This is a genomic window from Aliiglaciecola lipolytica E3, assembly GCF_000314975.1.
GTDB classification, from domain to species: domain Bacteria; phylum Pseudomonadota; class Gammaproteobacteria; order Enterobacterales; family Alteromonadaceae; genus Aliiglaciecola; species Aliiglaciecola lipolytica.
The window spans coordinates 44172-70268 of sequence record NZ_BAEN01000046.1 but is presented as its reverse complement, the minus strand read 5'-3'; the positions used below and the strand labels follow the sequence as shown (position 1 = coordinate 70268).

Annotated in this window: 20 protein-coding genes; 15 read left to right on the top strand and 5 right to left on the bottom strand. The window is 41.0% G+C overall.

Going from position 1 to position 26097, the window contains the following annotated elements:
• Positions 1 to 27 precede the first annotated feature (27 nt).
• A complete protein-coding gene (arcB, locus tag GLIP_RS11875; RefSeq protein WP_008844877.1) occupies positions 28 to 2373 on the bottom strand; it encodes an aerobic respiration two-component sensor histidine kinase ArcB in 2346 nt (781 codons plus the stop codon).
• 763 nt (positions 2374 to 3136) lie between these two features.
• Here arcB and gltB point away from each other — a divergent pair.
• Positions 3137 to 7603 carry a glutamate synthase large subunit gene (gltB, locus tag GLIP_RS11870; protein ID WP_008844875.1) on the top strand — a complete coding sequence of 1489 codons (4467 nt, stop codon included), beginning with the start codon at positions 3137 to 3139 and terminating at the stop codon, positions 7601 to 7603.
• 15 nt (positions 7604 to 7618) lie between these two features.
• Positions 7619 to 9034, top strand: a complete 1416-nt coding sequence (locus tag GLIP_RS11865) for an FAD-dependent oxidoreductase (protein WP_008844874.1) — start codon at positions 7619 to 7621, stop codon at positions 9032 to 9034.
• Between the two features lie 62 nt (positions 9035 to 9096).
• Here the strand turns inward: GLIP_RS11865 and GLIP_RS11860 are convergent, their stop codons facing one another.
• A complete protein-coding gene (locus tag GLIP_RS11860) occupies positions 9097 to 9732 on the bottom strand; it encodes a DsbA family oxidoreductase (RefSeq protein ID WP_040522783.1) in 636 nt (211 codons plus the stop codon).
• Positions 9733 to 9771: 39 nt separating this feature from the next.
• Positions 9772 to 10308: a DUF2937 family protein gene (locus GLIP_RS11855; RefSeq protein ID WP_008844872.1), complete on the bottom strand. Its 537-nt coding sequence runs from the start codon at positions 10306 to 10308 to the stop codon at positions 9772 to 9774.
• Between the two features lie 124 nt (positions 10309 to 10432).
• On the opposite strand from GLIP_RS11855, the gene GLIP_RS11850 reads away from it, so the two are divergent.
• The 8 genes from GLIP_RS11850 (at position 10433) to GLIP_RS11815 (ending at position 17517) form a co-directional block, all read left to right on the top strand.
• Positions 10433 to 10819 (top strand): hypothetical protein, encoded by a 387-nt coding sequence (locus GLIP_RS11850; RefSeq protein ID WP_008844871.1) that lies wholly within the window; start codon positions 10433 to 10435, stop codon positions 10817 to 10819.
• Between the two features lie 171 nt (positions 10820 to 10990).
• On the top strand, positions 10991 to 11584 hold the full coding sequence (locus tag GLIP_RS11845) for a DUF2726 domain-containing protein (RefSeq protein ID WP_008844870.1): 594 nt from the start codon (positions 10991 to 10993) through the stop codon (positions 11582 to 11584).
• Positions 11585 to 11752: 168 nt separating this feature from the next.
• The gene (locus GLIP_RS11840; protein ID WP_040522762.1) at positions 11753 to 12454 is read left to right on the top strand and encodes a 5'-methylthioadenosine/adenosylhomocysteine nucleosidase; all 702 of its coding nucleotides are present in this window, start codon (positions 11753 to 11755) and stop codon (positions 12452 to 12454) included.
• 12 nt (positions 12455 to 12466) lie between these two features.
• Positions 12467 to 13426: a cobalamin biosynthesis protein CobD/CbiB gene (locus GLIP_RS11835; RefSeq protein ID WP_008844868.1), complete on the top strand. Its 960-nt coding sequence runs from the start codon at positions 12467 to 12469 to the stop codon at positions 13424 to 13426.
• 76 nt (positions 13427 to 13502) lie between these two features.
• Entirely contained in the window at positions 13503 to 14894 is a 1392-nt protein-coding gene (gene ahcY / locus GLIP_RS11830; RefSeq protein ID WP_008844867.1) for an adenosylhomocysteinase, read from the top strand.
• Between the two features lie 168 nt (positions 14895 to 15062).
• Positions 15063 to 15503 (top strand): hypothetical protein, encoded by a 441-nt coding sequence (locus tag GLIP_RS11825; protein ID WP_008844866.1) that lies wholly within the window; start codon positions 15063 to 15065, stop codon positions 15501 to 15503.
• Positions 15487 to 16065 carry a GNAT family N-acetyltransferase gene (locus tag GLIP_RS11820; RefSeq protein ID WP_008844865.1) on the top strand — a complete coding sequence of 193 codons (579 nt, stop codon included), beginning with the start codon at positions 15487 to 15489 and terminating at the stop codon, positions 16063 to 16065. Before GLIP_RS11825 ends, GLIP_RS11820 begins: the two co-directional genes overlap by 17 nt.
• Before the next feature lie 120 nt (positions 16066 to 16185).
• Complete coding sequence (locus tag GLIP_RS11815) at positions 16186 to 17517, top strand: NAD(P)/FAD-dependent oxidoreductase (RefSeq protein ID WP_008844864.1); 1332 nt, start codon at positions 16186 to 16188, stop codon at positions 17515 to 17517.
• Positions 17518 to 17609: 92 nt separating this feature from the next.
• Here GLIP_RS11815 and tyrS read toward each other — a convergent pair whose 3' ends face one another.
• Positions 17610 to 18809, bottom strand: a complete 1200-nt coding sequence (tyrS, locus tag GLIP_RS11810; protein WP_008844863.1) for a tyrosine--tRNA ligase — start codon at positions 18807 to 18809, stop codon at positions 17610 to 17612.
• Positions 18810 to 19020: 211 nt separating this feature from the next.
• On the opposite strand from tyrS, the gene GLIP_RS11805 reads away from it, so the two are divergent.
• Genes GLIP_RS11805 through GLIP_RS11795 form a run of 3 tightly spaced genes read left to right on the top strand, consistent with a single transcriptional unit; the run spans position 19021 to position 21965 of the window.
• Positions 19021 to 20316 (top strand): peptidoglycan DD-metalloendopeptidase family protein, encoded by a 1296-nt coding sequence (locus tag GLIP_RS11805; RefSeq protein WP_008844862.1) that lies wholly within the window; start codon positions 19021 to 19023, stop codon positions 20314 to 20316.
• A gap of 13 nt (positions 20317 to 20329) precedes the next feature.
• On the top strand, positions 20330 to 21442 hold the full coding sequence (locus GLIP_RS11800; protein WP_008844861.1) for an anhydro-N-acetylmuramic acid kinase: 1113 nt from the start codon (positions 20330 to 20332) through the stop codon (positions 21440 to 21442).
• A 46-nt stretch (positions 21443 to 21488) separates the two neighbouring features.
• On the top strand, positions 21489 to 21965 hold the full coding sequence (locus GLIP_RS11795) for an Lrp/AsnC family transcriptional regulator (RefSeq protein WP_008844860.1): 477 nt from the start codon (positions 21489 to 21491) through the stop codon (positions 21963 to 21965).
• Positions 21966 to 22026: 61 nt separating this feature from the next.
• Here the strand turns inward: GLIP_RS11795 and GLIP_RS11790 are convergent, their stop codons facing one another.
• Positions 22027 to 23847: a trans-sulfuration enzyme family protein gene (locus tag GLIP_RS11790; RefSeq protein ID WP_008844859.1), complete on the bottom strand. Its 1821-nt coding sequence runs from the start codon at positions 23845 to 23847 to the stop codon at positions 22027 to 22029.
• Positions 23848 to 24001: 154 nt separating this feature from the next.
• Between GLIP_RS11790 and GLIP_RS11785 the strand changes: the two genes are divergently transcribed.
• Both GLIP_RS11785 and GLIP_RS11780 read left to right on the top strand, forming a co-directional pair.
• Entirely contained in the window at positions 24002 to 24937 is a 936-nt protein-coding gene (locus GLIP_RS11785) for a D-2-hydroxyacid dehydrogenase (RefSeq protein ID WP_008844858.1), read from the top strand.
• Positions 24938 to 25110: 173 nt separating this feature from the next.
• Positions 25111 to 26094 (top strand): GGDEF domain-containing protein, encoded by a 984-nt coding sequence (locus GLIP_RS11780; RefSeq protein WP_008844857.1) that lies wholly within the window; start codon positions 25111 to 25113, stop codon positions 26092 to 26094.
• Positions 26095 to 26097 lie beyond the last annotated feature (3 nt).

The window sequence follows — 26097 nt, the reverse complement described above, 5'->3', positions numbered from 1 at the left end:
ATTTAGGCCCATGCTTTTACAGATTGATTAATCATCAATGTTTTGTGCACTAAGCCAATCATTTAACTTTGCTAAATCCTGTGTTTCTGCCATCTCCAACTCTTCAACCCAGTCGTGCACATTTTCCCACCAGGTAGGATGGTCTCCTTGCTGAATTCGATTAGCAATTTTCTGCACACGAGCTAGACCAACTGAACCGGCTGCGCCTTTAATTTTATGCGCTTGCGAGCAGACTTCTTCTTTGTCATTTGCACTTAAGTTTATTTTCAGAATTTCCATGTAATCGGGCATATTTTCTTGGAAAACACCGACACTTGTGCGCACCATTTCGTGACCAATGGTATCTACCAACATTTGTAAGAGATCTAAGTCTAAAATGGCATCTAGATCACTAGGCTTAGCTTCTTCGACTGAAAATTCTGGAATATGTTTCTGTTCAGCAAACAAATTATTAAAGACCTCTATCACGCGACTCTTTTTAATCGGCTTGGCAATTACATCATCCATTCCATTATTTAAATACTCTTGACGCGTTTTTATGACGTTAGCCGTCAATGCCACAATCGGAGTTTGTTCTACTAACCCTTCTTCATGGAGTACACTGGCTACGTTAAAACCGGTCATATCAGGTAGCTGAATATCTAGCAGTATTAGGTCGTATTGTTTTTCACGCGCCATTTTTAACGCATCTTGGCCGTTCATTGCCACTTCCACAGTTTGCCCAAGTTTTTCCAATAACGCTTTAGCCACCATGACATTTAGCTCAATATCCTCGACTAAAAGGATTTGTAAACCATGCACTAGCAACTCTTGTAATTGCAACGGTGTATTATTGATTTTTAACGGCAATTCAACTGTAAAACAGGTGCCCTCGCCCACCACACTATTCACTTTAATTTCGCCCTTCATCAAAGTCACCATCTCTTTACAAATCGCTAAACCAATACCGGTTCCAGTGGCGGATTGATGATCTGGATGATTGACTTGATAGTACATCGCGAAGATTTTATCTATTTCAGATTTAGGGATCCCAACACCGGTATCTTTAATAGTGAATTTCACTGAACTTATACCTGGCTTTTCTTCTGTGGCTTCTACGGTTAAATTAACTTTGCCTTTTTGGGTGAACTTAACGGCGTTAAATAGAAGATTCCACAGTACTTGCCGTAATCGCGTACCATCGGCTTCAACTTGGAAAGGAATAGGCTCGATGATTTGCGTTTCGAATCTTAAGCCTTTGTCTGCAGCTAGGAGCTGAATAATACTTCCCAACTCATTGGTAAACTCTTTTAAAGAGACGGTTTTTAGTGATAGTTCCAGTCGATCCCGATCGAGCTTATCTAGGTCAACAATATCGTTAAAAATGTTACCCAAAGTTATCGCGCTGGCATAAATGGTACTGACCCAAGCAAACTGCTCATCTGACAAGCTGGTATCTCGTAACATTCTGCTAAGGCCAACAATACCGTTCAAAGGTGTTCTAAGCTCATGACTAATGGTAGCGATAAATGCCGTTTTGTCTTTATTGGCTTTCGTCACCGCATTTTCAGCTTGTTTACGCTCTGTTATATCCCGGCCAAAAGCCAATAACCCGAGACGGTTACCATCTTTGTCATAAAATGGCACTTTACGCATTTCAAAGTAACGTCGACGCCCATCAGCAAATCGCAACCACAACTCTTCAGTGATACTAGCATTGGTTTCCAATACTTCATGGTCGCTGGCTACGACTTGGCGTGCAAGATCTTCATCGTAAACTTGATGTGGTGTTAAGCCGATTAATTCAGCTTCTGTTTTACCTGTCATTTGTTCCGCGACGCGGTTGCATCCTGCAAACTGACCTTCTTCATTGCGATAGTATATTAAGTCAGGGGAGGCATCGATTATTAATCGCAGCAAGGTTGATAAACGCCTAGCCTCAAGCTCTTGATCTGATTTATCTTTGATTTCTCTTTCTAGATCATGAAATACAATTTCCCGCTCTAGTTGTGCATTTTTTCGTTGCTCAATTTCGTAATTGAGTTTTTGCACGCTCATTTGCAATTCATGGTTACGCAGGACATCTTCTTCGCGCATCAATTCAAGCTGTTGTACTGCCTCGCTCAAGCTATCTCGAGACTGTTCGAGTTGTTTGACCAACTCAATAAAGACATACAGGACCCAAGGTGCGCTTAGCATTGTTAATATAACTGCGCTTACAAAATCCTCAATTTCCACTTCACCGCTCAATGCCATACGCAGCAAATAGGAGCCACCGATGGTAAACGCCAAAGTCAGAAGGACAAAAAATACGCTAATTTTCAATGTACCGAAGCGCGTTACAAATCGAGCAACGCCGATGGCCCAGGATTCAATTGGTGCTTTTGACTGCATGTAAGAGATCTCTTCTTAAGTAGAACGCTAATGCTATCAAGAAACAATGCTTTAGGTGAACGTTTCGTTTCATTTAATCATAGATATTCTGTCTTTAGATTTAATATCCACGAAAACAATGGGCTTAAGCGCAAGCGGTTAAAATACGCATAGGCTCAGTACAAGCTTGAAAGATACTTTTTAAGCGCTGAATCTAAAGCGATTTTTGCAGCTAACTGCGAGTCTAAAACCAACTCTTGGCTAGATTTTGTACAAAATGATAATTATCAATCTAAACAATATGATATAAATTATTCTTTGCTAGTTCTTTACACTTATGCAGTTTAAATAAATAATTATGCCAATAAAGCGGGATAAAAAAGGCGATTGTTATTATAATCACTCAGAAATATACATTTTATTAACATATAAAGGTAAAATTAAGAGCTTATATATTCGCAATTGTTATACACAATAAATCCGCTAACTAGTTGTTTTAGTTTATTTTTATTTATCTTAATTACAGAGCATAAGAAAAATTAATTAATTCGCATAGTGTGCTAATTGATTTCTACCTCTAATGTCGGTATTTTGTCAGGCCGCTTGGCTAAAAATTCATAAAAATTCGATAACCGGCTGGTACCCTCAACTAACGACAAGAAAGCAACTTTAAATCGGCAAAGGACAAAGCTGACCACAGAAGTCAGGTCCTTTGCAGCAAAAAACCAACATAACAGTTGGCATGTACAACCTTGCTCAGTCAAAGGTTGAAGGAGTTACGTTAATGAGTTTGTATAACCCAAATGATTCAAAAGACAATTGTGGTTTTGGATTAATTGCCCATACACACGGTGAAGCTAGTCACAGACTAGTAAAAACGGCAATTGAAGGTCTTGATCGCATGCAGCACCGTGGCGGTATTGCCGCTGACGGTAAAACCGGCGACGGTTGTGGATTGCTGCTGCAAAAACCGGATGCGTTTTTTAATACCATCGCAGAAGAAAACGGTTGGAAATTAGGCAAAAAGTACGGTGTAGGAATGATATTCCTTAACCAAGACGAAGATAAAGCCGCAACAGCCCGTCACATCTTAGAAGAAGAACTATCAAAAGAAACGTTAGCCGTCGTTGGCTGGCGAAAAGTTCCTGTCGACCATTCAATCTTGGGAGATCTTGCTGCGCAAGGTGTGCCGCAAATTGAACAAATTTTCGTGAACGCTCCTCCTGGATGGCGTAAACGCGACTTAGAACGCCGTTTATTTATGGCCCGTAGACGCACGGAAAAACGATTAGTTGAAGACACTGACTTTTACATAGCGTGTCTTTCCGCATTAGTCACCATTTATAAAGGCTTGGTGATGCCTAGAGACTTGCCAAACTTTTATTTAGACTTGGCAGATGAACGACTAAAATCAGCGATTTGCGTCTTTCACCAGCGCTTTTCAACAAACACATTACCGAAGTGGCCATTGGCGCAACCATTCCGGTTTTTAGCTCACAATGGTGAAATTAACACCATCAGAGGTAACCGAGATTGGGCTCAGGCGCGATCAAAAAAATTCATCACACCATTGCTACCTGATCTGCAAGATGCAGCACCTTTTGTTAATGTCGAGGGTTCAGACTCTTCTTCATTAGACAACATGTTGGAACTGTTTTTGGCCGGTGGAATGGATTTATTCAGAGCCATGCGTTTATTGGTGCCACCTGCATATCAAAATAACAGCACCATGGATGATGACTTGCGTGCTTTTTATGAATTTAACTCTATGCACATGGAGCCATGGGATGGACCAGCGGGCATTGTAATGACCAACGGTCGACATGTAGCCTGTAATTTGGATAGAAACGGTTTGCGTCCAGCGCGTTACGTATTAACCAAAGACGGATTTATAACGCTAGCCTCTGAAATAGGCATTTGGGATTACAAACCTGAAGATGTGGTAGAAAAAGGCCGCGTTGGCCCCGGAGAAATGCTGGCTGTTGATACTTATACCGGCAAAATTTGGCGTTCAAATGAAATTGATGAAGAATTAAAAGCACGTCATCCTTACAAAGAGTGGATTGATCAGCATATCAAACACCTCAAGCCAATTGAACAATGTGACTACAGTCAAATTGGTCAACGTGCGTTTGACGATGACATGATGAACACTTATCACAAACTGTTTAATTATAGTTATGAAGAAAATCAGCAAATTATCAAAGTGCTGGCAAATGATGGTCAAGAAGCGGTAGGCTCAATGGGCGACGACACGCCAATGGCTGTGATGTCGTCTAAGCAACGCACTGTGTATGACTATTTCCGTCAGCAATTTGCTCAGGTAACAAACCCGCCCATTGATTCGTTACGTGAAAATCACGTGATGTCGTTAGCGACCTGTATTGGCCGTGAACAAAACGTGTTCAGCGAAACCTCTGGATACGCCAATCGGGTATTGTTCAATTCTCCAATTTTAATGTACACGGATTTAAAGCAACTGCGCGAGTATGACTCTGAGTATTATTATTCGGAAGTTATCGACTTAAATTATGTACCTGAAGAAGGCTTGAAAAAAGCAATTGAGCGTATCTGTAATGAAGTCGAATATGTAGTCAAACAGAAGCGTGCTGCATTCGTTATATTGTCAGATCGCAAAATTAAACATAACAGATTGCCTATTCCAGCAGCTATGGCTGTAGGTGCAGTGCAACGTCGTTTAATCGAAAAAGCCCTTCGTTGTGACGCTAACATTGTAGTGGAAACAGCGTCAGCACGTGACCCTCATCATTTCGCGGTATTAATTGGATTGGGTGCAACAGCGGTTTACCCATTCTTAGCATACGAAACCATTGAGCAAATGGTGGACGAAGGTGAGATTGAACTGACTGCATTAGAAGCAACGTTAAATTACCGTAAAGGTATTAACAAAGGCTTGTACAAAATCATGTCCAAAATGGGCATCAGTACTGTCGCCAGTTATCGTAGCTCCAAGCTGTTTGAAGCGATTGGGATAAACAAAGAAGTCACCGAATTGTGCTTTAAAGGTGTTCCAAGCCGCATTCAAGGCACCGGTTTTGATGACTTTGAACAAGACCAAATTAACCTCAATAGAATTGCTTGGATAAAACGCAAACCAATGTCACATGGTGGCTTACTCAAGTATGTACATGGTGGGGAATACCACGCATACAATCCAGATGTAGTAACCACATTACAGGTTGCTGTGAAATCGGGTAAATATGAAGATTATCAAGTATTTGCTGAGTTAGTAAACGGGCGATCGCCTGCTCATTTCCGTGATTTGCTTGCCCTTAATCCCGATTCAGATCCGATTGATATTAGTGAAGTAGAACCCGCTGAAAACCTATTTCCGCGTTTTGATACTGCCGCAATGTCGATTGGTGCACTCAGCCCAGAAGCACATGAAGCGCTGGCGATTGCTATGAACCGTCTAGGTGGACAATCTAACTCAGGTGAAGGTGGCGAAGATCCTGCACGCTTCAATACTGAGAAAAATTCGAAAATTAAACAGGTGGCTTCTGGTCGCTTTGGCGTGACACCACACTATTTAGTGAATGCGAATGTCATTCAAATCAAAGTGGCTCAAGGTGCAAAACCAGGTGAAGGTGGTCAGCTACCAGGCGATAAAGTAAATAATTACATCGCTGAACTGCGTTTTTCAGTTCCAGGTGTGACTTTAATCTCACCTCCGCCTCATCATGATATTTATTCGATTGAAGATTTAGCCCAGCTGATTTTTGACTTAAAGCAAGTTAATCCAACTGCGTTGATTTCTGTAAAACTGGTTTCTGAGCCAGGTGTGGGAACTATCGCAACAGGTGTTGCTAAAGCCTATGCAGATTTAATCACTGTGTCTGGCTACGATGGCGGAACGGGCGCTAGCCCATTAACTTCTGTTAAGTATGCGGGTAGTCCGTTTGAGCTAGGTCTAGCAGAAACTCAACAAGCATTGGTCGAGAATGGCTTACGTCACAAAGTTCGAGTGCAAACAGATGGCGGATTAAAAACCGGTCTTGACGTTGTCAAAGCAGGTATTTTAGGTGCAGAAAGTTTCGGTTTCGGAACAGGGCCAATGGTCGCATTAGGATGTAAATATTTACGTATTTGTCATTTGAATAACTGTGCAACAGGTGTCGCGACGCAAGATGAAAAATTACGCGATAATTATTTTATCGGCTTGCCTGAAATGGTTATGCATTACTTCCAGTTTATTGCTCGGGAAGTGCGTGAAATCATGGCGTCTATGGGTATCGCTAAGTTTGAAGATTTAGTAGGTCGCACAGAACTGTTGAAAGTTTTGGATGGGATAACTGCCCGCCAGAAAAAACTGGATCTCAGTCCACTGTTGGTGAAACCGAAAGAAGGCTCTCATACCAGACTATTTTGTTCACAAGACGCAAATACGCCACTAGACGAAGGTTTGTTAAACAAACAAATTTTAGCTGCATCAAAAACAGCTATCAGTGAAATGAGCGGTGCAAATCTTTCATTTTCGATTCGTAATACTGACCGTTCTGTGGGCGCACTTGTATCTGGTGAAATCGCTAAACAGCATGGTAATCAAGGAATGCACGACGACCCGATTAAAGTACATCTAACTGGTACTGCTGGTCAGAGTTTCGGTGTATGGAACGCAGGTGGTCTTGAGTTAACCTTATGTGGTGATGCCAATGACTACGTTGGTAAGGGTATGACCGGTGGTAAACTGGTTATCTATCCACCAAGAAATATCACCTTTGACCCGCATGTCAGTACCATAATGGGGAATACGTGTTTGTATGGTGCTACTGGCGGAAAACTATTCGCTGCAGGTAAAGCAGGTGAGCGTTTTGGTGTACGTAACTCTGGTGCAATAGCCGTAGTAGAAGGCACTGGTGACAACGGTTGTGAATACATGACCGGTGGCATCGTGGCGGTACTTGGCAGCGTAGGAGTTAACTTCGGTGCCGGTATGACCGGTGGATTCGCATATCTATATGACGAATTTGATGATTTAGATCACCGTGTGAATGCTGAACTTGTGGATATTATGCCGATTGAAGAGAAAGGCATTTTGTCTGAACATTTACGTGGATTGATTGATCAGCACTACGAAGAAACAGGCAGTGAGCATGCGCTTATGTTATTGACTGACTTTTCGAAACAGTTGCAAAAATTCAGATTAATTAAACCTAAGACGAGTGACGTGAAAAACCTGTTAGGCCACATTAGTCGGTCAACAGCAGAATTACGTATTCAGGCTCAGTAGAGGTAGGGTTTAAAAATGGCTAAAAATGTATACCAATTTGTAGATGTAGAAAGAATCGATCCTCCTAAAAAGCCCATTATTATGCGCAAAGAGGATTTCGGCGAAATTTATCAGCCACTTTCACAGTCACAAACAGAAGGGCAAGCAGATCGTTGTTTAGACTGCGGAAATCCTTATTGTGAATGGAAATGTCCTGTTCACAACTATATTCCTCAATGGCTAAAACTAGCCAATGAAGGAAAAATTCTAGAAGCAGCAGAGCTATCTCATCAAACTAATAGTTTGCCGGAAGTATGCGGACGAGTTTGTCCACAAGATAGACTTTGCGAAGGTGCCTGTACGTTAAATGATGATTTTGGCGCGGTGACAATCGGTAGTATTGAAAAATACATTACCGATACTGCGTTTAAAATGGGCTGGCGACCAGATATGTCGGATGTAGTAAAAACCGACAAGAAAGTGGCCATTGTCGGTGCAGGTCCTGCTGGACTTGCCTGCGCAGACGTACTAGTGCGAAACGGCGTTAAGCCAGTAGTCTTCGACAAATACGAAGAAATTGGTGGCTTACTTACCTTCGGTATTCCGTCTTTTAAACTAGAAAAAGACGTGATTAAACTTCGCCGAGAAATCTTTACTAATATGGGAGTTGAATTCGTACTGAATACCGAAATTGGTAAAGATATTGATTTCCAAACCTTAATGGATGATTACGATGCGGTTTTCCTTGGCATGGGAACTTATAACTCGATGAAAGGCGGATTCGAGAATGAAGGTGTCGAAGGCGTTTACGAAGCTCTGCCTTTCCTGATTGCCAACATTAATCGCGTAATGGGCATTGAAAAACAAGCTACTGATTTCATCGATATGAAAGGTAAAAAAGTAGTTGTGTTAGGCGGTGGGGATACCACCATGGACTGCGTACGCACCTCCATTCGCCAAGGTGCCAGTTCAGTAACCTGTGCATACCGTCGTGATGAAGATAGTATGCCGGGTTCGCGTCGTGAAGTAGTTAACGCCAAAGAAGAAGGCGTTGAGTTTCAGTTTAATCTGCAACCATTGGATATTGCAGTAGATGACGCGGGCAACGCCTGTGGCGTTAAACTGGTGAAAACTGAAATGGGCGAACCTGACGCACAAGGAAGAAGACGTCCAGTCGTAGTTGAAGGCTCGGAACACGTACTAGAAGCAGACGCAGTTATAATTGCTTTTGGTTTCCAGCCCAGTCCTGCCAATTGGTTTGCCGATTATGGCATTATTTTAGATGAAAAAGGTCGAGTTCGTGCACCTGCTCAAGGTCGCTATCCGTTCCAAACCTCTAACCCTAAAATATTTTCTGGCGGCGACATGGTACGAGGCTCAGACTTAGTGGTAACTGCAATTGATGAAGGCCGCAAAGCAGCCGACGGCATCATGGATTATCTAGGTGTTTAATTAACGCTTAAAAAACAAAAAAGGGCCGTACGGCCCTTTTTTATTGCCCTACGTTAGCGACATTATTCTTCTTTCGCTATCTGTCTAAGCGCTTGTTCGAACACCTCTACTGGTTGGCCACCGCTAATAAGATGCTTGTTGTTAACTATCACTGCTGGGACCGAATGAATCCCAGCCTTTTGATAGTGAGTTTGCGCTGCTCGTACGTCTTGTTCAAAAAGATCACTGTTTAATATCGCTTCAGCTTTCTCTTTGTCCAGACCCACTTGCTCAACCACCGCCAGTAATTGCTGGTGATCACTCGGATTACCTGACTGTTTGAAATATAAATCAAATAAAGCTAATTTCAATTCGGTTTGTTTGCCAAACTCTGCAGCCCAATGCAGCAGACGATGAGCGTCAAACGTATTGTAAATTCGTCCTCCACCACGATTTCCAAACTCATAGCCCACGGCTAAACCACGTTGTTTAATATTTTCTCGGTTTTGCTCCGCTTGTTGCAGGCTGATGCCATATTTTTGGGTGATGTGCTCACCAATTTCTTGACCTTCAGGTGGCATTTGCGGATTCAATTCGAATGGCTGCCAATGAATGTCCACCGCAATCTCTGAGGATAAATTATCGATGGCTTTGGTAAGTGCTTGATACCCAATAATACACCATGGGCAAGAGACGTCGGATACGATGTCGATTTGCATATTTTTCAATCTAAAATCCTTAAAAATCGTTACGAGTTGTTAGGAGTGGTGATGCTGATGACCACGCAACTTTTCAGCGCATTTTCGACACGTGAATACAGTCGTATCTATTGTCAACAACAACAAGATTGCGATACCTAATCCCCACAGAAGCGCTAAAGGATTGAGTGGTACTGTGAAGTTAAAACCGTGAAACGCTTCTAGCCTAAGTTGTTCATCAGCGTCATTAATTAAATGCCACGCTTGTTTAACGGGGTGTTGAGACATAGCTGCAAATTCGCCTTCGAGTAATTCTACACGCTGATAAATAGCAGTAATACTATTCGCATCTTGTTTAAATACAGGATCATCGCTAGCTCGATAGTACGCAATAAGCTTTTCAATACTGCCGTCAAAATAGCGGTCCGCAGTAAATTGAAAACCGGCTAGATTTTGTTTGGCTTCAAGCATATGCGCCTCAACTCGTTGCTGATATTGCTGCATAAATCCTGGTGCTTGCACGCCAATTAACACTCCACCAGCAAATAAGAAGAGCCTTAAATAGTCTGCAAATTGACGTAATAACCATTTGATCATACTGAATTACTCAATTGTATACGTTAAAGAAGGCTAATCACCTTGCCCGAAAACCTGTCTACTTCTATAGTGTGATACAAGATATAGGTATATAACAGATATTATTTATGACAGGAAAGTATCAGTGAAGTTTAGTTTAACCTTAAAAAGGCTTGCAAACATTGCAGGAATAACCGCGTTCGCTTTACATTCAGTGAATGCTTATGCTCAAGATAATGCAACTGTACAAATGACCTCACAAACTTGCCCAACCGAATTTTACGCACTTCCGTTATTTCCAAAAGCTAAGATGTGCCAAATATTTGCGCCTGAATTACCCGCTAGTCTAACCTACCATGCGTCCACTGATCAGCAATCAACTCAGCAGTTTTATACGGAAAAGCTTGGTCAGGCTGAACAGGTTAAAGCGCTTAAAGGCCGAATTCTTATGGAATATGACGGCGCAAATAAGATCATTATCATTTCTAAAGATGGTGCGGGCACACAAGTTGACGTTTTAGTTAAATCCTAGTCCTTTCGAAAAAATCACCATAACATTGCATCTGGTTTGTTATATAACCACAAATAAATAATATGCTTTCAGCCTTGTGGCACTCTCTTTGCTATTTCCTAATACGATCTTTGATAATTGATGCTTATCGACAAAAGCGTCAATTTTTTGTCTCTTTTGAGGAAATATCATATGGAATTAGCCATTATACTAATGATGATCTTAATCATCGTGGCGTTAGGTGCACTTAAACTCAATGACGGTGGTTTGTCATTTCCATTTAAGCGCAAGCCATCCTTGCTCACACAAACCGAACTTACATTCCTTGATTTAATTGAAAGTGCGATGGGACCTAAATATCGAGTACTGTGTCGAACTCGGCTGTCAGAAATTGTATCGTTGCGTCAAAATACCGACAAACGAACCGCCAAAAATGCATTGATGAAAGCAGCGAGTCGTCAATTGGATTTTGTGCTTTGTAATAAGTCGGATATGAGCCCGGTTCTAGCTGTGGATTTAGTTCATAAAAGTGGTAAAGAGGGTTACAAAACCCAGCGAGATTGGTATGTGAGTAGTGCGTTGGACGCGGCCAGAATTCCACATTTACGCATTAAAGTTAAATCCGGCTATACCAAAACAGAAATAAAAGACTGTATTGACTCCAAGCTTGCACCTATGCAACGTAAAACGCCAAAACCCGTTGTGCCGGGCACCAGTAACCCTGACAACCCTCGTGCAGATATGCCGAAAAGACCACTACGCTCCAATCGACCGGTAGCAGCTTAACTCTCCTTTAAGGTGCAGCAAAGCTGTTAATCAGCCCTCTTATTTTCGATAATCAAAGGGCTGATTAAACCGATAAATACGATTGATTTTATATATTCTTGCCTCAAGCCTCGCAATTTAAGCCGGTAACTATTAAAATCCGCGCAAATTCCATTAACCAAAAAAATCATGAAAATAGCAATCCTAGGCGCTATGGATCAAGAAGTGGCCCTGCTAAAAGAGTCACTAGAAAACGTCGAAATATCAGAATACGCTCACTTGAACTTTTATTCTGGTCAATTACACGGTGTGGAAGTTGTCGTTGTAAAGTGTGGTATTGGTAAAGTAGCAGCATCAGTCGCCACCACGGTACTAATCGATAGGTTTGCCCCTGACTTTGTTGTAAATACAGGCTCAGCTGGAGGCTTTGACACTGATTTGAGTATTGGGGATCTTGTGATTGGTACCAGTGTGCAACATCACGATGTTGATGTAACACATTTTGGCTATGAGCGCGGTCAAGTGTTTGGCATGCCAGCGATTTTCCCTTGTGACCAAAGATTAATTGAAGCTGCCGAACATGCCGCTAAAGATGTGGTACATGTCAAAAGCAAACGCGGACTTATATGTACTGGAGATTCTTTTATCGGCTGTGACGAAGCAGCTTCTCGTTTACGAGGATTGTTTCCGGACATGCGCGCTGTTGAAATGGAAGGTGCAGCCATTGGCCAAACTTGTTACATGCTTGATACTCCATTTGTAGTCATCAGATCTTTGTCCGATATTGCAGGGCAAACGTCTACACTCTCGTTTAAATCGTATATCGACCAAGCTGCCAAAAATTCCGCTGAGCTAGTCATGAGTATGATTGCAGAAATGGCGCAACAGTAGCCTTAGCTGATTATGTTGGCTATTTATAGTGCGCTTGTAGATTCCGGTTTTTTACCACTTTTAGTGGTAGTAGCGGCATTGCTATTGGAATGGATTATTCCGTGGCCGGAAAAAGCGCACCCGCTAACACTTTTACGTTTAATGGCTTTGAATTTAGCGGCTAAAGTCAACCCAAGTTCACCGCGCACTTCAACCCAGCGTCGAATTTCGGGTTCATTAGCCATAATTGTTTTGCTATTACCTATTTTAGTGATTGTTTCTATCCCGTTGTTGCTCGCCGAATACCCTTTATTCTTTGATACTCTAATGCTACTTGTGGCAATTCAGTTTCAACCTATTCGACGACATTTTAAAGCACTTCAGAAGGCGTTAAAAACTGACAAGAAGAATCTAGCGAGACACCATTTAAATGGCATGGTGTTACGCGAAACAGATAAACTTACACCAATGGGGATAGCAAAAGCGGCGATTGAGTCATTAAACCAACGTTTTATCTACCAACAGTTTTCAATCCTATTTTGGTATGTTCTTGCCGGCGGCCTAGTTGCTTTGATTGTGCGCATGTTTTTTGAACTAAGCCAGACGTGGAATACAAAACTAAGAAAAAACCAAGATTTTGGCGTTCCAGCAGCGCTTATTAGTCAGATACTGTTTTTAATCCCTCAGGTATTTTTCTTATTCATTTTTTCACTTGCTAACAATGTCATTGGAGCTTACAGAAGTTTAAAATCGGTTTCTCAAACGCAGCATTATAGTACTTATGTTAAGGCGATTATTGGCGGAAGTATGGGCTTTCAATTAGGTGGCCCCGCATTTTACCAAAATCTAAAAGTACGTTCTCAACGGGTAGGTGCTATCCGAGAAGTGCGCTTCGCTGATTTGCAAAGGAGTTGGAATAGTGTCAATCAGACATTACTAATGTTTTTAGCACTATTGACGTTAATATTAGCTATCATGTTTAAATTGGGTTAAGTGATCTTTTCAGTTAGTCCTACTCTATAATTGTCACAAGCAACAATTTCTCACTTACGTAAAATCGGAATTTTTTATGAATCAAGAAAATCATGTCATGGCCACCGGCGATTATAAAGTCGCAGATATTAATCTAGCGGAATGGGGTCGAAAAGAATTAACCATTGCTGAAAGCGAAATGCCTGCGTTGATGAAAATTCGTGAAAAATATCGCGCCTCGCAACCGTTGAAAGGAGCTAATATCCTCGGTTGTATTCATATGACAATCCAAACCGGCGTATTAATCGAAACCTTAGTCGACCTAGGTGCTAATGTACGATGGTCTTCTTGTAATATCTTCTCAACTCAAGATCAGGCGGCCGCAGCAATTGTTGCCGCAGGTGTACCTGTCTATGCATGGAAAGGCGAAACCGAAGAAGAGTATGAATGGTGTCTTGAACAAACCATTTTAAAAGATGGCGAGCCATGGAAAGCCAACATGGTTTTGGACGATGGCGGCGATTTAACCCAAATGCTACACGACAAATATCCTCAAGTACTAGAAAACGTGCACGGCATTACAGAAGAAACTACAACCGGTGTTCACCGTTTACTTGAAATGTTAGAAGCGGGTACGCTAAAAGTACCAGCAATTAACGTGAATGATTCTGTGACTAAATCTAAGAATGATAATAAATACGGTTGCCGACATAGTTTGAACGATGCTATCAAGCGTGCCATCGATCATTTGATGGCAGGAAAAAAAGCATTAGTAATTGGTTATGGTGATGTCGGCAAAGGCTCTGCACAATCTCTTCGCCAAGAAGGAATGATTGTGCGTATATCTGAGATTGATCCCATTTGCGCGATGCAAGCCTGTATGGATGGGTTTGAATTAGTTTCTCCTTATATCGATGGCAACAATACCGGCAAAATAGAAGATATCAATAGTCAGCTTCTGGACAACATTGATCTGGTAGTTACCACTACGGGAAATGTAAATGTTTGCGACGCAAACATTTTGAAGTCATTAAAGCCAGGGGCTGTGGTGTGTAATATTGGCCATTTCGACAATGAAATCGATACTGCTTTTATGCGTAAAAACTGGCGTTGGGACGAAATCAAACCGCAGGTCCATAAAGTGTTCCGAAGTGACGATGAACAAGATCATTTATTACTTTTATCAGAGGGCAGATTGGTTAACTTAGGCAATGCGACCGGACATCCTTCGCGAATCATGGATGGTTCATTTGCAAATCAGGTATTAGCACAAATTCTTTTATTCGAACAAGGCTATGCAAATCTTGATAGCGCGAAGCAAGCCGAAGCGTTGCGAGTTGAAGTATTGCCCAAACATCTCGATGAAGAAGTGGCGAGATACATGGTAGAAGGATTTGGTGGTGTGATCACTAAATTGACACAGCAACAAGCAGATTATATTCACGTCGCTGTTGAAGGCCCATTCAAATCAGACTCATATCGCTACTAGTTTTTTATTACTAAGGCTCTAAGCCTCCAATACACTGGCTGTTATTTGCGACAGTTAATAACAGCCAGTTATTACACCCTAAAATCTCGTTTATGCAATTTAGTTTTTTTACTATAAAGAACTAAATGCTATATTCATATTACATAATACTTATCAATCAATTTGAAAATGAAGACGGTATACCAAGGAAAGGACAAGTTCGCTAACTACACCTTGACTTATAGTGACAGGATACTGGTAGCTGTAGTCAATGGGGTTATTGGTGTAGAGCTTGCTACGCGATACAATAAAGATGTTGCTGAAATCGTAAAGTCTGTCCCAGATAAGTATTTTGGTTATATTGGCGATCTAACTAACTGTCAGGCGTATACAGCTGAAGCAATAGATATCATTCGACTTGCCCATCTATGTTCTGAACAAGCAGGCTGTGTGGTAGATGCTTATTGTGTAGGTACGGCACTGTCAATTGAACAGTTACGTCAAATGCGAGAGAAAGCCAACAATCCAGCTTCCTTAAACGACAGAATTTTCGAAAATCAACAACAGTGCATTTCATTTATCAACAGTGTGTTGAACGATATTGAGCAATCTCATGCAACCGCCGAATAGACAGGAAATCGAATTTTCACAACTGTCCCCATCTCACTTTGAACGCATCATAACCCTTGGAAATCAAGTTCATGGGGATAATTACCTTGATGCTAAAGGTATAGAATCACTCTATAAAAAGTCCTTTAAGGATGATATTAACGCCAGTTACGTGTCACTAATTGGAGACAAATTAATTGGATTTAGACTGACAATTGCTGCTACAAAGTGGACCCCAGACAAATGGTGTACTCCAGAAAAATGGAATATCCCAGAGCATCAGGTTTGTTACTTTAAATGCAACACCGTTGATAGCGCTTACCGTGGGGAAGGTGTCGGATCAAAACTACTGCAACTATCAATTCAAAAAGCGAGTCAACAAGGTGCATTAGCCGGTCTGGCACATATCTGGCTAGCCAGTCCCGGAAATAGTGCATTTCAGTATTTTTCAAAATGTGGCGGTGAGTTAGTAAAAGAACACCCAGAGAAGTGGCGAGCCATGAGTGTACATGAAGGGTATTGTTGTCCGGTATGCCCTGATATTTGTGAATGTGTCGCAGCTGAAATGCTTTTGAAATTCTAATAATTTTATCTTTTGGAGCGTTTTTCATAATGGGCTGCCAACAATAAGTTGCTTATGTGATATTCATAAAAATCGCTCGAACCGTATAAAACTCAACTACGTTTATAGGCCTAGTAAAATATGTATGACCCTATCGTTGAGCCCTATCCTCAATCTTGGCAACAATATCCTGACTCATATTGGGCCAGAAGTATCACAACATTTCCCGAGACAACGTCACTAGTCAATGACATTCAAGCAGACGTAGCCATTATTGGCGCAGGCTACACAGGCCTTTCTTGTGCATATCATTTAGCTAAACAATACGGTAAATCTGTAGTGGTCCTTGAAGCGAATGACCCTGGTTGGGGCTGTAGTGGCCGCAATGCCGGATTTGTACTTCCCGGTACTGGCAGACTGTCGCTAACAGATATGGAGGTCAAATGGGGGGAAGCTAAAGCCTATGGTGTTTTTCAGGAATACATGGAATCCATAGATTGTGTCAACGACTTCATCGAAAAAGGCCAAATTGATTGTGATAAAACACCAGGAGGTTATCTCAAGCTTGCCCATAAGCGAGCGAAAGTAGCAGGGCTACGAGAGCAGGCTGAAAAATTAAACGAACGTTATGGCGAGTCAGTCAGTTTTGTTTGTAGTAAAGATGTGAGTCGATCGTTTCTCAAAAGTGCCAATATGTATGGTGGAATATACTTCGATAAAAGCTTTGCCGTAAATCCGATGAAATTAGTGTTGGGTTATTATCAAATGGCCACAGAAGCGGGGGTGAAAACCTTTTCGAATTCACCGGTTATAAATTGGCAGAGTAAAAGTAATCACCAATGTTTGTATACACAAAATGGCCGAGTAACAGCAGAAAAAGTGATCATAGCCTCCAATGGTTACACAGGCAAAAAAATGCACTCATTAGTGAACAACTGCCATTTCCCTGTACTGTCGAGCATTATAGTTACACGACCTTTAAGTAGTGAAGAGCTAGAGAGTATTCAAATAAAAGCGGGTCTCATGGCCATGGATACTCGCAGAATGAAATATTATTACCGACTTTTGCCAGACAATAGGATCCTATTTGGTGGTCGCGGCGCAATTAGTGGCAAAAAGGCAGATAACCCTAAACATAAAAAACGCTTAACAGAAGGCCTCAAACAAACGTTTCCAATTTTGAATGGGATTGAAATTGATTATTTTTGGAGTGGATGGGTTAGCGCTACCTATGACAATTACCCCAGAATCCATCACAATAAAGATAAAACTGTCTACTATTCTATGGGATATTGTGGTTCAGGTTTAGCTTTTTCATCGTTAGCAGGAAAACGTTTAGCACAGAGTATGTATGAGCCGGAGTTACTTCCAGATTTGCCTTTTTGGCAATCGCCTCTTCGCAAGTTTCCGTTTTCTCGTTTCAGACGGGTTGGACTTAGTGCCTATTATACTCTGGCCTCTTTACGAGATTAAAAAAAAATGGGGCAGTGATAATCACTGCCCCATCAAAATCTTATTTAACAAATTGGCCGGAAATTACGAGTTAATGTAATCTAAAAGCTAAATTAGCTTAGTGTTATTTTGGCGAACTTACGTTTTCCTACTTGATAAACAGCTTGGCTTTCACTTGCTAGATGCAATCGCGTATCTTCGACTTTCTCGCCATCAATTTTAACAGCACCTTGTTTAATCATGCGCATAGCTTCAGAAGTTGAACCCACTAAATTAGCTTCTTTCAATAAATTGGCAATCGGCATCCCTTCGCCATTCGCTTCCACTTCTATCTCGGGAATATCATCAGGAATCGCATTTTTCTGGAAACGCTGAATAAAATCCTGATGTGCTCCTTCTGCGGCTTGCTGTGAATGAAAACGCGCAATAATCTCTTTTGCTAGTTCGATTTTAACATCTCGCGGATTTGTGCCGTTATCAACCGATTCCTTAAGTTGCGTTATTTCAGCAATTGGACGGAAGCTAAGTAAATCAAAATAACGCCACATAAGCTCATCAGAAATGGACATGATTTTACCGAACATATCGTTTGGCGCATCGGTAATGCCAATGTAATTGCCAAGAGACTTAGACATTTTCTGGACGCCATCTAATCCTTCAAGTAACGGCATCATCAACACTGTTTGCTGGGATTGTCCTTCCGATTTTTGTAATTCTCGTCCCATCAATAAATTAAAGCGCTGATCAGTTCCCCCTAATTCAACATCAGACTGCAACGCCACCGAATCCCAGCCTTGCACTAAAGGATAAAGGAACTCATGAATCGCGATCACTTGTCCGTTGTTATAACGCTTTTTAAAGTCGTCACGTTCCAACATACGTGCAACCGTTTGTCTTGCCGCTAATTTAATGAGTCCTGCCGCACCTAAGGTGTCCATCCACTCTGAGTTAAAACGTACGGTAGTTTTTTCAGGATCGAGAATTTTAAATACTTGCTCTTTGTACGTTTCAGCATTGGCGATTATGTCTTCTCGGCTTAAAGGCTTTCTGGTGACATTTTTACCCGTAGGGTCACCAATCATGCCGGTAAAGTCGCCGATCAAAAAAATCACTTCATGACCAAGTGTCTGAAAAGTTCTAAGTTTATTAATTAGTACTGTGTGACCTAGGTGCAAATCAGGGGCGGTAGGATCAAAGCCAGCTTTAATTTTTAAGGGTTTTCCCTCTTTTAGCTTGGCAATGAGCTCTTCTTCAATCAAAATTTCGTCCGCACCGCGCTTAATCTCACGGATTGCGTCCTGCCAATTTGTCATTTTACTACCTCAGTTTTCACAGTTTTAATTTTTTAACAGCCGCGCATTTTACCCGTGCAGAGTCGATTGTGAAAGGAATTCTGTATATTTTTATATAATCATGTAAGCTGTTGTATACTAACTCAACTGGTTATTTTTTAACCTGCATCTAGAAAATTAGCGCAAATCGTTATATTCTCAACTTAGCAAACTAATCAGAGATTTTCGTTACGTGGTACAAAGAACTTTAAAACGCTTACCAGCTAAACATAAAGCCCTATTGTCAGGCTTTGCATTATTTTTTCTTCTGTTGTTATTTATTCCAACCGAGTCGGCTAAAGCTTCAAAAAACAGTGTCATTCTAGAAATTGGCAAGCGCTATGACGTGCCACTGACGATTAATTCACAAGAAGAACTAGTCCAAGCGTTAGATGACGAACCCTTGCAGTGGCAAACTTACACTGTGGTCAGTGGTGACAATTTAGCTAAAATCTTCAAGCGCGCAAAATTAACTCCCCAAGAGACCTATTACGTTAGCGGTGCGGGGAAAGACGCCAAAAGACTATTAAAAATGCGTCCTGGTGATCATCTTCAATTACTTGTAGACGAACAAGGTAAACTCGAATCATTGCGTTATGAGTTGTCTTCAACTGAAACATTGTTTATCGAACGTCAGGCAGCAAAAAACTTTGCGAGTAGAGTCGACACGAAACAACTAGATACCCGATATAATTATGCTCAGGGCGAAATTACAAATAGCTTCTGGAATGCCGCAGTTAAAGCGAATTTGTCGGAAAAACATATCATGAGTCTGGCCGGTATTTTTGGTTGGGATATCGATTTTGCACTAGAACTGCGCGAAGGAGACAGTTTCAATGTTGTGTTTGAAGAACATTTTATCGATGGTGAATTTGTTGAAAGTGGCAAAATAGTCGCAGCCGAGTTCATCAATCAAGGAGAAGCATTTACGGCGATTTTGTACGACGATGGGAATTACTACACTCCCGAGGGACGTAGCATGCGCAAGAGTTTTTTGCGTGCTCCTGTAAATTTCAAATACATAAGTTCGAGCTTTAAGAAAAGACGTTTCCATCCGGTTCAGAAACGTTGGAAAGCCCACCGAGGCGTAGATTACGCCGCCGATAAGGGCACCCCTGTCATTGCTGCCGGAGACGGTAAAGTTATCCGTTCTACTTATGACAAATACAATGGAAACCATGTATTCATCCAACATGGTGAAAAATATGTAACTAAATATCTGCACTTTACTAAACGCGCAGTCAAACTTGGCCAATCTGTTAAACAAGGACAAGTTATAGGTTATGTAGGTGCGACTGGATTAGCTTCAGGCCCACATTTACATTACGAATTTTTGGTTGACGGTGTACATAGAAACCCGCGCACTGTTTCATTGCCTAAAGCACTGCCGATAGCAAAGTCGGACGCCCCTATTTTTGCGAAAATAGCAGAAAAGCGTGTGAGCCAATTAAACAATACAAAACGGATTATGCTTGCAATGAACCGCTAGCAATAGGAGCACTATGTCAAACCTGTATATAGGATTGATGTCTGGCACCAGTATGGATGGTGTTGATGTGGCGATTGTGGACTTTTCAAAAATTACCCCCAGTATTTTAGATTTTAAAACCTATGAATATCCTGCGGCATTAGTCCAAAAACTGAATTCATTATGTGCGCCTGCCACTAATGAACTGGTAAGCATGGGACATGCAGATCGAGAAGTCGCCGCGGTTTTTGCTTCTGCGGTCAATGACATGCTGCATAAAAATTCGTTAAATCCAACCGATATATGTGCCATCGGCTCCCATGGACAGACGATTCGACATCATCCAGATGGATACAAAGGGTTTACCATGCAAATCGGCGATCCTAATTCAATTGCCGTATTAACAGGTATAGACGTAATTGCCGATTTCAGACGCAAAGATATCGCTTTAGGTGGTCAAGGTGCACCTCTTGCTCCTGCGTTTCACCAAGCGGTATTTCGCCATTCCCATCATTCTAGAGTTATTTTAAATATCGGTGGTATTGCCAATATCACTTACATTCCTAGCGACGCATCAAAGCCGGTATTAGGTTTTGATACGGGTCCTGGAAATACTTTGATGGACGCGTGGTGTCAGAAACACTTAAAACAACCTTTCGATGTCAATGGCGCTTGGGCGGCAAAAGGAAGCCCTGACGCACAGCTACTCAAAAAACTATTAAGCGACCCCTTCTTTGCTTTACCCGCACCGAAAAGTACAGGCAGAGAAACCTTTCATCTACAATGGCTGGAACAACTTTTAGAAAATCATCCCAAAACAGATTCCAATGAATGCGTGCAAACGACACTTGCAATGTTAACCTGTTGTTCAATAGCTCAACAAATCAACCAGCTTGATGATGTAGACGAAGTTTTTGTGTGTGGTGGTGGGGCACGAAATGATTTCCTAATGGAATGTTTAGAGAATGAACTAGTTGAATGTAATTTATTCACCACGGACGTATTAGGGATATCTTCCGACAGCTTAGAAGCAATTGCCTTCGCATGGTTAGCCTACGCATATAAATCGGAAATACCTGGAAATATCCCTTCGGTTACCGGTGCTAATCGATATGCGATATTAGGCGGCTTATACCCAGCCAACTAAATATCGCTAACACTTATTAACTTATAAACGAAATAGAATTAAAAACGTGAAAAACCTTCAACGCACTTTAGATAAAACAGACTTGCAAATTTTAGCAGCTATGTATGAAGATCCGAGTTTAAGTAATAAAGATATTGCGGCGAAAGTGAAACTTGCCCCCTCCTCTAGTTTAGAAAGAATTAAGCGTTTGCAATCGGACGGAATAATTGAAGGCTTGAGTATGCGGGTCAATTTAAATTCTTTAGGTGGTCATATTCAAGCTATGATTTCAGTGCGTTTAAAAGATCACAATCGTGCAACCGTAGATAACTTTCAAATGTCGCTACTGCCCTTACCAGAAGTGATGAACATATTTCATATGGGGGGTGAGAACGATTTTTTCGTTCATGTTACTGTGGGTGATTCAATTCACCTTCGTGATTTTGTGTTTAACGCGATAACCGCTAGACCTGAAGTAAATCATGTTGAAACCGCGTTAGTTTATGAACACCAAGTTAGCCACACTTTACCTAACTTTCAATAAACTAGATTCGTGCATCTAAAAAGCACACTAGCGAACTCAACTTCACTAGTGTGCAAATTTGTTACGATGCTTTTTTATTTTCGATTGAAGCTTCTTGATACACTAGCGATTCCATTTTTGCTCCAGAGCTATAGTGCTGCATACATACCTGCATACTAATCTCCATATAGAGTTTATCAATCTGCTCTGGACTCATAAACTTCTGACTGAAATCTGAAACATACGGGTCGATATGTAGCCTAGCACTGTTGATGAAATGTGCCATTAACTCCTTAACGTTGTCAGTCCCCATAGCAATACGCATGGTAGTCATGTGAATTCCCGCTTTTTGTTGTTCTAACTGCGAGAGTTCTGAGTGAGATGTTAACGCCGGACACAATATTATGGTATTGCTCTGTCCTATACTCACTTGATGGCTAAAAGCAGGCTCTAATGCGTCAAAAAAGCGCACAAATGCCGCTCTGGGTAATTTAGCTTTTTCAAGATCAACGGTAAATAGTGCGCAAGGCCAGCCATGACGCATTTGGCTTTCACGAATATCTGCATTGGGATGATCAGACAACGCATGACTATTTACATTCAATGCTGGATGCGAAGCCAAAAATTGACTGAATATCTGTGTATTAATTACCTTGTTCATTACCCTTTGCTCAAGGGTTTTCATTCCGCTTAATACGTCGAACGCTTTTTCAGAATCTAGAAATGCACCTTTAATGTAGTACACATCCCAAAACATAGTGCGTGACCAATCAAAGTCATTTACACAATCTCCTTTTGGCTGAAACATACGATAGCCTTCACCTATTACCACGCCGGCAGTAGTAGCCCCAGTACCACAAATGTCTTTGGTATAACTATGCACAATATAGTCTGGCCTTCTGGCTTTATCTTTTTGCTGCAATGGTTGATGTAATATCGGTGTCGCCAATGTTGCATCTAACATCACCAAATGGTTTTCAGCGTGAGATATTTCACATATTCCAGCCACATCCAAAACATAGCCATGCGGGTTACATGGAGATTCTAAATACACATGTAATTGATTTTCTTGTAATCTCGATTGGTGCTTGCTTTTTACCTGTTGAATAAAGTCGCTAAACTCTTGCGCGCTATAACCATCAAACCATTCTAGTTGAATATTTAATCTATTTTCACGAGCAAAATAATCGTGTAACAGCTGATACACCCCGCCATAAACATTGCGCGACACAATAAGTACATCAGAATGAGAAAGTACATTTGATAGCAGCGCATCAATAGCAGCCATACCTGAATTGAAATTCCACGCTAAATAATCTGCTGAGTAAGGACCGGCTTCTAAGTCAACGATGGCATTCGCTAAAGATATATTGGTTGGATTTAATAATCGAGAATAAATCTGATGCGTAAACTCTTTTCCATGAAAAGCATCGTCAACCCACTCTGTACATGCATAGACATAAGTCGCAGTACGCACGATAACCGGCGTAGCAGAAAATAACGCGGGGACATTATCAAAAAGAGGATAATGACTTTTAGATATCTGCGAACCTGTTTGTTGCGTCATACTTTGGTATGTAGCGCGAAATGGATTTTGCAAGGTGTCTAATATTTTAGCTATTTGAAATGAAAGAAACTTTTTCGCGTTGAAATACGCCAGCTTATTTTCTTTACTTAGCCCGTCAAGTGTCTCACTGGTAATAGTCCAAAGTCGATTAACATCTACTTGAGCAAGATAAAAGTGCTTGGCTGTGTCAAACAATGCTTTACCATATTCAGAATCTGCGTCGATACCAAAATGAGCGAGCTGCTCCTGGGCAAGCTCATCGATGTTTAACGCTTCACTGGTATTACGTCTTGGCGAAAGTAGTTTGGCTTGGCTGACTTGTTGTTCATTATTCATTGGATTACTCTGCTTTAGTCATAGTGGATGACGGTTTAAATTTCCATAAAAACAATAATAAACAATATTATTCGGAATAAAACACATTAATCCGAATATTATTCAATATGCGAATGCTAATTTAGGAAAGATAAGTTTACTGTGGAGAATTGAGGTGACTAATTTATTGATCGCAAGCAAAGATGCTGATGCTTATTCAACCCTAATTGAACAAGCCAATCTTCCAGATCTCAACATATGGAAGTATCCACAACCTTATCTATCATCTGGTCATGAACAGAATATTGACATTATTTTCGGTGATCCAAACCTATGTGTAGAAGCGTTAGAAATTTGTCCAAATGTAAAATGGGTTCAATCTACTTGGGCAGGCATTAAACCGTTACTTAGTCGGTCGCGCCAAGACTTTATTTTAACGGGCGTTAAAGATGTATTTGGCCCCCAGATGCGAGAGTATGTCTTTGCTTATTTACTGTATTTTTCGCGACAAATTCAGAACTTTCAAAATTTGCAGAAAAAAACAACATGGACACAACTAGAACCGACGAGTTTAAACCATAAGACCATGGGGATTTTGGGGTTAGGCTCAATTGGTAGTGAAGTAGCAAAAACTGCGAAACATTTCGGTATGAAAGTAATAGGAATTGCACAAAACCAGCGTAATGAAACCTTTATCGACGAGTTTTATCGATTTGAGCAATATCAAACCTTCGCACGTAAATTAGATTATTTAGTTGTTTTGCTTCCTCACACTGAAAATACCGAGCGTATTATCGACAAACAATTTTTGGCCTTTTTGAAACCCGATTGCATACTCATTAATGCTGGCAGAGGACAAGTAATTGATGAACAAGATTTAGCGGATGCGCTTAAACACAATCAATTGAAAGCGGCAGTATTAGATGTATTTCAACAAGAACCCTTACCCGAAAGTCATCCTTTTTGGAAACTAGATAATCTGTTTATTACGCAACACACAGCGGCAATTTCTCAACCCTCGGAAATATGCAAAATATTCTTACGTAATTTTTCGCGATTCCAACAAGGTAAAGACCTGCAATACCGCATTGATTGGGCTAAAGGTTATTAAGGGTATTTTACCAAACACGCTCAACTCCCTTTTGTATTGCAAATAACTAAGCTTTTCGATTTTACATAGTAATATAATTAAGCATATATGTTGACTTGGGACTTTGTTATGCTGTATTAAAATCGTACAGAGCATTAACGAGTGATTAAAGCATCATAAAGGATGCATGAATTATGATTACGCATTCTGAACCCAGTAAGCGCAGCATTGAAGAATCCATAATACTTACGTTGAGTGGAGTAAGCAGTGTAGGTGTTATGCCTTTTACTGTACTACGCTTTATGCAATCTGATTGGGCTGTTGCCTTTCTAGACTTATTTGCAGTTTTGGCTTTAGGTTCATTATTTATCTACGTCTATCGGACTCATAAAACCGAACTACCTGCGCGCATTCTGGCATTTCTTTCGATGTTTATCGTTTTCGTCACAATATTATTGAAAGGCATTGGCCAGTTGATGTGGATATATCCTGCTTTAACTGCGATATTTTTCTTATTGCCAGCCAATATTGCCGCACTTTACAGCATTTCAATCTTGATCGCGATCGGCTATGTTTTGCGCGAACAGCTTACTTTGTTTCTTACTTTAGAGTTTTACATTTCTACGATTGCCACACTTTTATTTAGCTATGCTTTTTCCGATCGCATGCGGAAACAACAACTACAATTAACCGAGTTGGCCACCAAAGATCCATTAACCGATGCTGGCAATAGAAGAGCGATGGAACAAAAACTGTTGGAAGTGATTGCATTTCAAAGACGTGAACAAAATTTTCCAGCGTCACTAATATTAATGGATTTAGATAATTTCAAAAAGGTAAACGACGAATTTGGCCATGCTAAAGGCGATGACATTCTTAAAGTATTCGTCAACACAATTAAAAACCGAATTCGTTCCACGGACAAGCTTTATCGTTTTGGCGGAGAAGAGTTTGTCATTATTGCAGAAAACACCCCCCTAAAAGACGCAATTCTGCTCGCTGAGGAACTGCGGAGTTCTGTAGAAAAAGAAGGCTGGTTAGCGAAACACAAAGTCACTATTTCAGTAGGAACCGCAAAATACGAACCACACGAAACCGCTTTTGAGTGGTTGGGGCGTGCTGACCGTGCTATGTACCAAGCAAAAGAATTGGGGCGTAACAGCTGCTGTGTCGCTTAAGCT